The sequence below is a fragment of the Candidatus Similichlamydia laticola genome (genome assembly GCF_003339615.1).
Classification (GTDB): Bacteria; Chlamydiota; Chlamydiia; order Chlamydiales; family Parilichlamydiaceae; genus Similichlamydia; species Similichlamydia laticola.
Genome location: NZ_QQBG01000012.1, coordinates 25,473 through 37,412, shown reverse-complemented (window position 1 = coordinate 37,412; position 11,940 = coordinate 25,473). Strand labels below are relative to the sequence as shown.

General features: G+C 40.4%; 14 protein-coding genes and 1 tRNA gene. 14 read left to right on the top strand and 1 reads right to left on the bottom strand.

The genetic code is table 11. From position 1 onward, the window contains the following. The 14 genes from HAT2_RS03960 to HAT2_RS01715 form a co-directional block, all read left to right on the top strand. Window positions 1-271: hypothetical protein (locus HAT2_RS03960; RefSeq protein WP_220253871.1), on the top strand; the 271-nt coding region annotated here is incomplete at its 5' end. A gap of 36 nt (window positions 272-307) precedes the next feature. Continuing rightward, complete coding sequence (locus HAT2_RS01780) at window positions 308-1,330, top strand: hypothetical protein (RefSeq protein ID WP_114544321.1); 1,023 nt, start codon at window positions 308-310, stop codon at window positions 1,328-1,330. A gap of 256 nt (window positions 1,331-1,586) precedes the next feature. Then, on the top strand, window positions 1,587-2,264 hold the full coding sequence (locus tag HAT2_RS01775; RefSeq protein ID WP_114544320.1) for a hypothetical protein: 678 nt from the start codon (window positions 1,587-1,589) through the stop codon (window positions 2,262-2,264). 61 nt (window positions 2,265-2,325) lie between these two features. Then, window positions 2,326-2,568, top strand: a complete 243-nt coding sequence (locus HAT2_RS01770) for a hypothetical protein (protein WP_114544319.1) — start codon at window positions 2,326-2,328, stop codon at window positions 2,566-2,568. Window positions 2,569-2,724: 156 nt separating this feature from the next. Beyond that, window positions 2,725-3,402, top strand: coding sequence for a hypothetical protein (locus HAT2_RS01765; RefSeq protein ID WP_147267479.1), 678 nt, complete (start codon window positions 2,725-2,727; stop codon window positions 3,400-3,402). A 150-nt stretch (window positions 3,403-3,552) separates the two neighbouring features. Continuing rightward, complete coding sequence (locus HAT2_RS01760) at window positions 3,553-3,999, top strand: hypothetical protein (RefSeq protein ID WP_114544317.1); 447 nt, start codon at window positions 3,553-3,555, stop codon at window positions 3,997-3,999. A gap of 191 nt (window positions 4,000-4,190) precedes the next feature. Further along, on the top strand, window positions 4,191-4,757 hold the full coding sequence (locus tag HAT2_RS01755) for a hypothetical protein (RefSeq protein ID WP_114544316.1): 567 nt from the start codon (window positions 4,191-4,193) through the stop codon (window positions 4,755-4,757). A 44-nt stretch (window positions 4,758-4,801) separates the two neighbouring features. Then, a complete protein-coding gene (locus HAT2_RS01750; RefSeq protein ID WP_114544315.1) occupies window positions 4,802-5,776 on the top strand; it encodes a hypothetical protein in 975 nt (324 codons plus the stop codon). A gap of 336 nt (window positions 5,777-6,112) precedes the next feature. Beyond that, window positions 6,113-7,063 (top strand): hypothetical protein, encoded by a 951-nt coding sequence (locus HAT2_RS01745; protein WP_114544314.1) that lies wholly within the window; start codon window positions 6,113-6,115, stop codon window positions 7,061-7,063. A gap of 295 nt (window positions 7,064-7,358) precedes the next feature. Further along, the gene (locus HAT2_RS01735; RefSeq protein ID WP_114544312.1) at window positions 7,359-7,865 is read left to right on the top strand and encodes a hypothetical protein; all 507 of its coding nucleotides are present in this window, start codon (window positions 7,359-7,361) and stop codon (window positions 7,863-7,865) included. A gap of 90 nt (window positions 7,866-7,955) precedes the next feature. Continuing rightward, window positions 7,956-8,981 (top strand): hypothetical protein, encoded by a 1,026-nt coding sequence (locus tag HAT2_RS01730; protein ID WP_114544311.1) that lies wholly within the window; start codon window positions 7,956-7,958, stop codon window positions 8,979-8,981. A gap of 394 nt (window positions 8,982-9,375) precedes the next feature. Next, window positions 9,376-9,636, top strand: coding sequence for a hypothetical protein (locus HAT2_RS01725; RefSeq protein WP_220253870.1), 261 nt, complete (start codon window positions 9,376-9,378; stop codon window positions 9,634-9,636). Window positions 9,637-9,651: 15 nt separating this feature from the next. Further along, window positions 9,652-10,698, top strand: coding sequence for a polyamine ABC transporter substrate-binding protein (locus HAT2_RS01720; protein ID WP_181860307.1), 1,047 nt, complete (start codon window positions 9,652-9,654; stop codon window positions 10,696-10,698). 239 nt (window positions 10,699-10,937) lie between these two features. Next, a complete protein-coding gene (locus HAT2_RS01715) occupies window positions 10,938-11,828 on the top strand; it encodes a polyamine ABC transporter substrate-binding protein (RefSeq protein WP_114544308.1) in 891 nt (296 codons plus the stop codon). Between the two features lie 18 nt (window positions 11,829-11,846). On the opposite strand, the gene HAT2_RS01710 is transcribed toward HAT2_RS01715, so the two are convergent. After that, window positions 11,847-11,933: transfer RNA gene (locus HAT2_RS01710), tRNA-Ser, on the bottom strand. Window positions 11,934-11,940 lie beyond the last annotated feature (7 nt).

The window sequence follows — 11,940 nt, the reverse complement described above, 5'->3', positions numbered from 1 at the left end:
GCGTTTCGAATATAGTGGACTAGCGCATCTTGCTAAGACTTGTCATTTGGTTTCTAGTACGGTTTCCGCAATTTCACAGACCTGCCAATTCGATTGCTCTTTTCCTGTTACTGGTATAATGATCTGTCCTGAGTTCAACGAAGAAGTGGACGGCATATTTTTGGAATGGTTAATGATTTATCCAGGACAGCAACTTTTCATTGATTTAATGAACAAGCAGGTCGACTTACACCGTTTTTTTCTTCATCTTAGACTTCATAGAAGCAGATAATTTTTGTTAATCTTCCTACACTTCCAAAGTAATCTTATGTTTAATTTCTCGATTTCTCCTCGATTTGAATTGTTCTTGAAACGGCGTTTTCCAAAGTATGCGCTCTATGTTCTTCTGCCTTTTTTGTCTTGTCCTAGCCTGTTTGAAATAAGAGCACAGGCCTCTCCGGTAGGCGTTGGAGGTCCGGAAGGGGAGTCTGATAGGGTGGAGTTTGAAGTTTCCACTTCTGGTCCAATTTCACATGGCCAGAACGGTAATGACGGGATGCCCGTGCATGGCACAGAGGGCGTTATGGAGGAAGGAGAAGATGATCGTCAGAAAGATGAGGACGGGGAGCAGCAGGTTGATTTGAGCTCCGAAGAAAGCGATCATGTTGGACATCCACGAGAGCTCTCACATAAAAACGCAGTTCATAAACTGCGCACTTCGAAATCGCCAACTAATTCTACGTCAACTTCGTCTAACGGCACTGGTTCTACATCTGGAAATACATCTTCGACTTCTTCTAATCTAGCACATGAACCGTTATCGTCTGATGGCCATTCGGGCGAACGTCAAAATGCAGGGCAAGATAAACAACCAGTAGGAGGTCTTTCCTCGAGCCCTCCAGAAGATGTTGACCACGATGAGGATGGTGTGCACCATAATTTCATTGTTCAAGGCATGGTAGATACACCCGAGCAATTGCTAGAATGGTGTAAGAAGGCTGCGGAAGATAAAAAATTACTCATTGTTACAAACGAAGATCCCAGCGTATTTTTCCCTGGTTTTTCAGATAATGCAGAACGTTATTTAAATACACACTGTTATATCGTTATGAGCAATCCTGGAGTTGTTTGCCGGGCCCTTAAAATTTATATTAAGATCGCAATTTATGGTGTTGTTGTGTGTCCGCGTTTAGAAGGGAATACCCTCCTGACAAAGTGGGATCCTATTTTTCCAGGCAGTGACTACCTTTCTCGTCTTTGTTCGGAAGGAGCAGAATCTGATTTGAAGCCTGATGACTTTTTCTTACATTTATCTTACTTCAGTTATCACACAATTCAGTCCAAAGTTTAAATAAAAGCTTGACATTGAATCGGAAACGAGAGACAAGCAGTTAATAGGTGGAAACGCATAGATTTGCTCTTTCTTTTCAAGGCAGCTGCCTCTTTAGCGTTATTGCAATCAATCTTAAAGGGGCCTCTTTCTTCCTATTCCATCAGTTATAGATTGCTATTTTCTTTTAGCTCCTTCTCTCTTCTACGTAAAGGGGCGTAAATCGGGCTCTACTTGCTTAAAAAATCGATTTGGATTGAATCCCTAGGGAACCGTAATGCATATCCTTCAAAAAAAAGTTATTTTAGTCTGCACGACTCTCTTTTCTTTATTAGGAAATTCCTCTTTTGAACAGGAACACCTCCCTTCTTTTGGGCACCAGCACTCTTTAGATAATGAGGAGTTCTCAGAGGTTGCAAGTGTTACACAGCTCTTTTCTTTGATCGTTAGATCGTGCATGCCCAATTTAGACGCTGGAAAGCGACAGGTGTTTTTGATCGGTGTTTGGGACCCTGATCAAGAAAAATCTTTTCCTCTGTGGCTTTGTTTTCCCCGAGTCCAGAATTCTAATTCTTTTTGCAAAGGGTGTGCCCTTTGGGGTGTTTTTTGCCAGTTAAAGAAGACGGGGTTCGTACAAGGGGACTATCCAAACTCAGAAATTTGCTGGGTTATTCTTAGAAAAGATTTGTTCGTTCAATTTATAGATTTTTTCTCTAGAGGAGAGGTAGGAGGAAGTGTATCTATTGAGGCAGCTAAGTCTTGCGTGCTATCCTTATCTACGTTTGAAGATAATGAAGATTATTGGCACGTAACTTGGTCTCTCTTATGCTCTGGAGGCACAAAAGATCTTTCCAATGCATTGAAAAGAGGCTCGCTTTTTCAAGAAGATACTATTGAATCTCTCTTCCCTTTTTCTGAGAAATCAAGGCAATTGCGGAAGCCGGCCCGTGATTGAATCTTGGCCAATAAACCAAATTATGTTTACAATTTGTTAAAAACTTGCAAGGGCAAAACTCATGACAAACTTCAATCTGTTTAAAAAAAGCCTTCTGATAGCTCTTCTCTCCAACGTAGCTAGTTTTTCTCCATTGGCTTCAGCTTTCTGTAATGAGGGTGAAGCGACGGTGATTCAAACCACTGAAGAAGGTGTAATTCAGCGAGTTCAAACATCCGAGGAAGAGACTTCTTCTGGCTCCGATCAAAGAAATGTTAAGAGCGATTCCGAAGAGAGCTCTTCGACAGAGGAACAAGCCGATTAATCTTTCAGCTACGTCCTAAATATTGGAGGACTTAGTTGTTTTTAAGAAAACCCTCTTAAAGGAGGGTTTTCTTTTTTCTGTCTCTTCAAAGAAGATTTCATTTCTGTTATAGGGGTTGCTCGTCGTACCTACTTCTTAACAGGAGCCTTTCAGTTTATGTTTTCTTCAAGGAGATTGCTGTATCGCATGTTTTATGCGACATTAGGATGTGCGATGCTGATGACTTCTCTCCACGGGAGAGAGGTAAAAACACGCAGATTCAAACTCACAGAGCCACAAGGAAAAGTGCAAAACGTGCTTAGCCAGTTATCCTGGCTAAATTTGAATGAAACTCAAGATATGGACCTCCTGAAGGAGATTTGCAGGGCTTTAGAAGCTGGCAAAGCTCTTTGCTTAATGGTTGATCCTGGTGTCTTTGATTTCAGTGAGAAAGAGTTGGAATGGGTCTGGAAACATTTCTTTGTCCTGCCCATTTCGGATAGAGATATCAAAGTATTGGTCTCTTTTAGACCACAGGAGGAAGACAACAGCGCAGCTCCTTCGATTTGTTTGATCAAAATGGAGGCTTCAAGAACCGGATCTGCTGTTCGGATTGTGTCGGCGGAGAGTTTTTCCAATAGGGAGGTACATGAGCTTTATTCCAGGGGGATTCTTATCGAAGAAATGAATCTCTTCCTTAGAGGTGCACCTCTTCAAGATCTTGCTTCGCCTATTCCTGTGAATGATCTGTCCGAGGGGGGAAAAGAAGAGCAATTCAGACCAGAAAAAAAAGAAGTGATCTCATTTCGAGAAATTCAGCTACCTCCCTCTTCACCCACTAAAAGAGCTCTTTAATACAGCGGCATCCTTCCCTTTGAGCTCGAGGGGAGGGGGAGCTCTCTGTTTATTCTGTCTTCTAAAAATTAATTTTTATACAATAGAAGGGGAATTGTCTTTCTCAATCTTCATTTCTTTTTGCTGTTCCTCAATGCTTAAGGTTCCCTAATGTTTTGGAAAAACTGTAAGTCTTTCTTCTTTCTTCTTCTATGTAGCTCTCTTCAGCTGTCAGCTCGACCACAGTGGCTTTATTCTGGCGAGCTTCCAAAACTTGTTTCCAAAGTTCAGCGAAGGGGTGTTCAGCTTTTTCTCATCTCGGAACACAGCCCTCATATTGAGGCTTTAACAGATCATGAGTTGCACAAATTATCAAGAGATGTATGTGTACGAATGGTCACGCCACTTGACCTCGAAAATCTTTTTTCATTTGAAAGGGGGACGTCAGGAAGCGATATAGAGCTCGTGTGCATTCGATTCCCGACTCATGAAGAAGAGAAAACAGGATTTAGCAGTCTAAGAATTACATTTGTCTCCTCTGTAGGTTTTCGTCACTTAGTTCAAGCAGAAGGGTCCGTCATGGAGGCTATGCGAGTTCTACATCTTATCAGAGAGTGATCTCGCTCAGAGCTATTGACACCATTATGGAAAACGACTTAATTCGGTGCAGTTTGCCCTTCTAAAAAGAGTAAGGGCTGGCCGAATACAAAAGCTTTTCTCCGTACAAGGTCTTCTCCCAAATTTGGTATGATGTGAGGGCGTGCGTTGTTGTAGGCTACGTAGGAACGATGAATTCGGAGGACCTGTTTATGAAAAATTCTTGGTTTTATCTTCTTCTGCCTTGTCTGTTTTTTCTCTGTCCCCTCAGAGGAGAAGGCCCTTTGCTCGGGGAATCTTTTGAAAAATCCCAAAATCATTTCTATAAAGATTTTTTAAGCACATGTGATGCCTTTAGCGAGGTGATTGAGCGTGGATTGTCTTGTTGGAGTTCTCCATCTGATCCCGCACGTTTTGCCTTTCCTGGTGTCTTTGTTGTCGTTTTAGATCACCCTGGCGGTACGATTTATCAATCTATCATTGAGCAAGAGGCTTTTGCTCTTGTCCGAGAGAAGGTCCAAATTGTTCCCTTGCTTATCGATGCTAAGCATAGTGCTATGAATTGTTTGCCTCTGCCTTCTCTTGCTGTTTTTCGTTTAGATCAAAGGGAAGGATTTTATGGAGGCACTTCTTTAGCTAATGCTTTAAGTGGTGGTACTTTTTTTGGATCGACTCTCATATGGCTTCATGAGCAGGGTCTTCTTCCCAAGATCATCTTGAGCGTCCTCGATAAGCAGGAGGAATCGTTTTTGGTTGAACAAGAAGTCATAACGGAATAAGAGCAACTTTGTTCTCTAGAAATTGCAGAAGAAGGAGAGTAGCCGTGTTTAAAAAGTGCCGCATCTGCTCCACGGTTTGGTTGATTGGATTGTTACACGCGCTTCCCACTCTAGGGGGGGGTAATGCGAGTCGATGGATGAAGGGAGAAGCAGAGAAGGATCTAATAGCAATGCCTAATAAGAGAGACATTGTGATCTTGGACTGGCAAAACAGCTCCGGTCGGAAGAACCTTGCTTTTGGACCAGAAAAAGATCGTTCGAACTGGAGCATAAGGGATTCTTTTGCCTCTCAGCGTACACGGCCCTTTTTCAATGAAAGTAAACAGCTTCTACAAGAGCGTCAAATGGCTTGGAGTCTCCTTCAGGGAATGCCATTTTACTACGGTAAAATCGATCAAAATCTACTTGCTTTACGTGAGCCAGCGTCCATTGGCCCTGATAAGCCCGGATTGCTTTCTCCAGAATCTTTGCTTCTATCTGAGGGCATGTCCCTTGCTCAAAGTGTACCAGATAGTGCTGCCCGGATTGAGGAAATTATAAAAGGCAATAAGGCTCCGATTATTGCAGGAGAGGAAATTCTTTATGTTCCATTGGATAGTGAAGAAGAACATCAGCTTAAGAAAGAGCTTGCTCTTAAGGATCTAACAAAACCTTTTTTGATCTTTTATTATGCTCAAGAGTTTACGGCTTTGGCCGATTCCTTGGAGAATTACTTGGAGAGAAGCACTTTAGTTCCTTATGTAAGGGTGCTAAACTCCGGATCCAAGGCCTTGCTACAAGATGTCTTTCAAAAAAGGTTCGTGGGATTTCGATTACCAATCCTTGTATTTGTTAGCGGGGGATGGGCTTTAGGCCCTCAAGGCCCGAATAAGCAACATTTACGTTTCGATGCAAAAAATGTTGGCAATGGAGAATTTCTCGTCTCTGTTTTCACAAATGGAGATCTGAGCAAATACGTCCTTGGCATGTTAAGATTGAAGGAGCAAGAGCTACGGACTAAATTGCTCCTTGATCAGTAGACATTTGGTCGTCCGGTAAACGCACCTAGAGGAAGGTGCGTTTTTCTGTATTCTAAGACACAACATAACAAACATTATCAGACGTTAAGACCGTTCTGCTCCCCCGCAGCTTGAAGGAAACCACTAAAGTATGTTTGTCTGAATAAGGATGGGGCTTGGTTTTGGGTACGGGTGTTTTCCCGGATTTCATTAGCACCCCGGTCTTCTTTTGTTTCTTCTGTTCTTTCCAACCTCGAGAGCTCTTTAGATTAGAACTGATTCTGTCCGACCCTTTCTTCCTGCCAAGTTGTGTGAGAGCTCTCTTTCAATTAAAACTGTTTCGTTTCCTTCTATCCCATGGACACTCGTCGTATTTCTATCTCAAACCAATCGCCTGAGCGTTTGGACGAAGCTGCTTCTTCAGATGAGAATATACCCGCTCCTTCTCGAAAAGAAGATCGTTTAGTAAGAATCTTTACGGCTTTGCAAAAAATTTGGAATCAATCAAGGCAAAGCTTTAATTACGTCTCTTGGCAAAGATTAAAAGGGCGGCCGATTGAGCTATTGAAGAACTCCCCTTTCTCTAAGTATGTTCAAAATATGAAGCTAGCTTTTTCTCAGCAAAGCGAAACGACAAAGAAGTCTCTTCTACGTCATTCAATTGTTGTTGGGGGTTATTCTTTCTCTCTACTATTTCATCAATTAGCAGAAATTGGAGCTTTGCGCGGTGCTTCTATAGGAGAGATTGGTCTTGGCATAGCTGGACTTTGTTTCGAAGCGTTTAATATAGCGCAAATGGTCGTGCGATTTATTTCTTTCCTAAAGCTCTATAGCAAAGCCAGGTTGTATCCTGGAGCGATATCTGTAGAAGAAAGGGCAAAACTAGTCGAGAAAACCTCTAAGCAACATCTCATTCAAATGCTTGCAGAGCTTGGAGCCTCTCTAACAGGCATTGCCTCACATGCTTTGCGAATAGCTGCTGTTTTTATTCCGGCTCTATCACTTGGTGTTATAGCTCTCTCTTTTTTAAGCTCCCTATCTTCAACTATCGAAGCTATCAGTGAGTTAATGAAAACGCTTAAAGATCCGACTGTCTCAAAAAAAAGTCTTCTCTTAAAGATTGGAATCGTCCTCCTCAATGCTCTTGCAACAACAGCCTTCCTTTCTCAGGCTATTATGCAAGTCTCCCCTCCTCCTCTTTCTGCAGTAGCTACGCTTTCTTTTGCTCTTTTGCAATTTTTCTATATTGCTATTGCCTTGTTTGGCTTAAAAGTAAAAGCTGAACAAAGACTCAATATGGCTTCTTAAGACAACTAGAAAACAATTCTGAAATTTCATCTGGATAATTTGCTCATGGATTCCCAACATGTTCATGATGGTCGAAATGCTTCTTCCCCTTCACCTCAAGTTCCTTCTGAACGAAAATCTAGCCTTAAAGGTTTTGTTCCCAAAAGAACTATGAAAAATCAAATACAAAGACCAGGCCTCTGGAAAAGGGTACGAGCCTTTATTTTTTTAATAGAAATTTCGTTAAAAAAAAGGTTTTCTTATGTAAAATCGCATGATTTCATTTCTAAGCTCTCAACACGCCTTACTGTTCTAAATGTCTTACAGGTTTCTGTCTTATTTTAACTTGTATCTGAAGTCAAAAAGAACGCAAAACCTATCTAAAGAAGAAAAAGAGAAGTTAAGAAATAAAAGATCAAAATTGCACCTTTCATTGATCTTGACAGAACTTTTTTCAAGTTTAACAGGAATGGTCTCTAGCAGTTTTCGTATTGCTTCAAATTTTGTTCCTGGACTTAGTTTAGCCGTTGCTATTTCTTCTTTTTTAAGTTCATTATTCTCTACATTTAATGCTATTCTCGCTCTCCTTCAAATCTTAAAGCATTCTCGAGTTATCCCTAGAAAACTACTTCTTCTGCACATTGGAATTGTTCTCCTAAATATTCTAGCCACAGCTTCTTTTTTAGCTCAGGCGATTTTAAGTGTGTCACCCCCTCCACTTTCATTTATAGCTACTCTATCTTTTGCTCTTCTTCAATTTATTTATATTGCAGTGAGTATGACTGCTCTAAAGGATAAAGTAGAACAAAAATTAATCACGTAATCCAATCTTGGACATCTCCTCCCGTTTTCTAAAGGTCTCTTAGAGCAAATAGAGCAAAAATTTGTTGCACTTGTCACACTGAGGACATCAATGACAACTCCATCTATTCCGGTATCGGCTCATACAAACAATGCCTCCTTTACTTATTTGAGAAGAGCTGTGCAATTCGCACACTGTCAATCTGTTCATCTCATAAGGGTGGGTCAGAAAGTTGCTTATATTGGAAAAGAAGTCATTAAGCCTGCTGAGCAAATGATTAGGCAAGGTCAAGTTGTGCTAAAGCAGCTTAAACTACATCAATACACAGAGCCCCTAATGAGGGGTTCACATTTTGTACTTTTGCTTCCTTCTGTAGCAGAATTTGGAACCATTGGTGTAAGTACGTGGAAAAAAGCTAACCTTGTTGCTAAAATCAATGATTGGAGAAAGCAACTATCCCGAGAGATGGATGAATCTTCTAGAAAGACATTAAGTTTGAAAATTCAGGAAGGGTTAAAAGATCTACGAGATTCTTATTCCAAGACCAATCTCCTACACTTATTTGCTTCTATGGCCGATATAGTGAATAATTTAGTCACGATTGTTCAGAAACTTGGAAAAGCCATTCCTATTTTTGGGTCTTTTGTTGCAGAAATTATTGCTGCATCCTTGCAGTTGGCTTTACGATTGGGAGACCTTGCAAGATCTCTTTTATACAAAGCAGGTAAAACTGCCGTTTTAGTTGCCTTTTCTGATGTTTGTATTTCTATATTGAAGGTGATCAAACCTGTTGTTCTTGTTATTCTCACTTTTGCTGGCTTCCTCTCCCCTCATGTTCTCCTTGCTTTTACACTGATTAGTTGTGTAATGGGCCTGTTGAGATGTTTAAAAGCTAGTTTTGCTCTTGGAGCAGAATCTTGTATTACAGGCAGCATGAAGCTAGAACTAGCTTTGAAATGGCTAGCATGGATTTTTTCTCTTGTTGTCGGTGTAACGGGATTAGTCGATGCATTTGTATTTTTAGATGGTTCTTTAGATAAAACTATGCTCATTATGAATTCCATCCTATTTCTTGTGCATATTCCTATCCTAGCCTTAGGAATACATAACAATTTAGAAAAACGAAGAATCACCTAGCATTATTCCTTTAGTTTTCAGAGAAAAGGCCTTTCTGGTATATCTTGGAGAGATTTTACAATAAAATCTGAGGATAGGTTTTGTTTCTGGTCAACTTTGGGATGCTTTTTTTCTTTCCACATTACAAATAAATCAAACAATAAAGATGGTCTACTCCATTGGAATTTTGGGGATTGGATTTGACAAAAGGAAGATATCAACTATTCCACACAGTTGGCTTGTTTTTTCGAATTGGACACAGTTCAAAGAACGAATGACCCTCTTGATCCAAAAGGTCCGATTGGATCTGCCCTGCTTGCTTTAGGCTATGAACACAACTCAACCCGAGTGGGCCCAAACTAAACAAGCTGTACAATTGCTCTTTCAATGAAAGATAACATTGCTGTCTTTTCCAATGAGCCTTATCTCGGTCTTGAACTTAGATGAGTTTGTGTTAGCACAAGCCTACTTGAGTATCGTTCCTAAAAATACTGCTCGTGATGTTCCTATTCATTTTGGCTTTATGCCTCATAAAGAACGAACTCTGCTTGGGAAGAAGTGCAGTCGAATAATTAATCCTGGAGCATTGCCTCTCTTTTTGGATATCATGGCAGGAGATTGGGCAAAGAAAGAGAAAGGATGTGAGATCCGCATCTTAGAGACGGAATGGTACTGAAAATAAGGGATTACATTGTTTAGATCTTTTCGTTGGATTATTTTAATCGGTACTCTTGTTTTTTTTAGTCATTTCCTTTTGCAATCTACACATAAGAGGAGACTTGTCCTTCTAGGATGGCCAAATTGTCTTGCGTCAGAGCTCTTGGAGCTCTTTGAAAAAGAGTTTGACTGTCAAGTGATCTACAGCCTTTTTGAGAGCAACGAAGAGATGTACACCCGTATCAAGAATGGAGGTATTGGTTACGATATGGTCTTCTGTTCTTCGTATTTCATTGAACTTATGCAAGACCAAGGGCTACTACGTCGACTGAATCATAAAAAAATACCAAATATTTCCTATATTGATCGTGACTATCTTACATGTTCTCCAGACCCCGACATGATTTATAGTATTCCTCAGATTATTGGCATTTTAGGGATTGGATTTGACAAAGGAAAGTGCCCGAACAGACCAGATAGTTGGTTTGTTTTTTCACGTTGGTCTCATTTTAAGAAACGCATGACTTTATTGAATGATCCTAAGGACACTTTGGGAACGGCCCTCCTCGCCTTAGGTTATAAACACAATACGACAGACCCGTATCAAGTTGAGACGGCCAAAAAGCTTCTTTTGCAATGGAAAGAAAATATTGCTCTTTTTTCGAACGAACCTTACATGGGACTTGAATCTGGAGAGTTTGTGTTATCTCAAGCCTATTTAGGAGAAATTTTGAAAACACAAAATACGAATAAAGCTATCGATTTTCTTATCCCTAAAGAAGGTTCAATGATTACTTTTGACAATCTTGCTCTTCTTAAGAGTAGTGCACAGGAAGATCTAGCGCTCTCCTTTATCGATTTCATTCTCAGACCAGAGAACGTTGCTAGAAATATTGCGATCCATTTTGGTTTCATTCCACATACAGGGTTAAATCTCTATTTGAAGCCAGAATTTCTGCAAACATTTCGGAAACATTATTTAAATGTTATTGAAAGGAATAAGTCCCCTGTCGTGACTTGGTTAAAGGAAAGCGAAGGTCTCTACCTGTCTGCTTGGGAGGAGGTACGATCCAGCAACTAAGCCTACTAGTTTCAAAAAGCATGCCTAGGATAGGTTCAAACTGTCTTTTCTTCAAGACGACCTGATGAGGTGGACGTATTGCTTAAATATTTTTTTTGGAAGATAGCCTTTATTGTGCTTCTTTTAAGCTGTCTCTCTTGTTTTCTACCTTCTCTTCTTCCAAAGAAAAAACTCTTTGTTTTGAGCTGGCCAAATTCCTTTTCATTGGATGTATTAAAAGCCTTTGAGAGATCATTTGATTGTCAGGTCATTACAGTTACTTTGAAAGTAATGAAGAGATGTATGCCAAGATCAAGAATGGAACTCGAGATTATGATGTTGTTTTCTGCTCTTCCTATTTTATGGAGTTAATGAGGGCTCAGGGATTTCTTAGCAGACTTGATCACAGTAAAATACCTAATATCTCTTACCTTGATCGAGACTATTGTCAATTCTTTCCAGATCAAAGAATGGAACATAGTCTTCCGCAGATTATTGGTGTTTTGGGTATTGGTTTTGACAAGAGAAAGGTTCCAAAGGCTCCGGACAGTTGGTCTGTTTTTTCGGATTGGACACAGTTCAGACGTCGTATGTGTCTCTGTAATGATCCTAAAGATGTCATTGGAGCTGCTTTGCTTTTCCTTGGACATGACCATAATACCTCAGACTCGCTCCATATCGAACAAGCTAAAGATCTTGTTTTCAAATGGAAGAAAAATATTGCCGCTTTTTCCAGTGAGTCTTATTTGAGCTTAGAGTCGGGTGAATTTATTGTTGCTCAGACCTGCCTAGGTTATGTTTTGAAGGTACAACAGGCCAACCCCTTTATTGAGTTTGTCGTTCCTAAAGAAGGTTCTACTATTTCCTTAGAAAACCTGGCTGTCTTCAAGGGAAGCAGAAATAAAGAGTTAGCTTTCTCTTTTCTCAATTTTTTACTGTCTCCAGAAAGCGTTACGCAGAACGCAGCCCTCCACTTTGGCTTTATACCTCACAAAGCCTTAACTTCCTCTTCAGGAAGAACATTTGTAAACAGCTTCTGCGAACATTACAACAAAGTTGTAAGGGCAACTAAAAACCCAGTCATCTCCTTACAAGGAGAAAAAGAAAAACTCTATTTACGAGCGTGGGAAGAGATCCAGTCTAAGGAATAATTCCAAAGAAGCCGGAATCGGAAGGAGAGGGATTCGAACCCCCGTACACGTTGCCGTGTAATCTGATTTCGAATCAGACGCATTCAACCGCTCTGCCATCCTTCCAAACAGA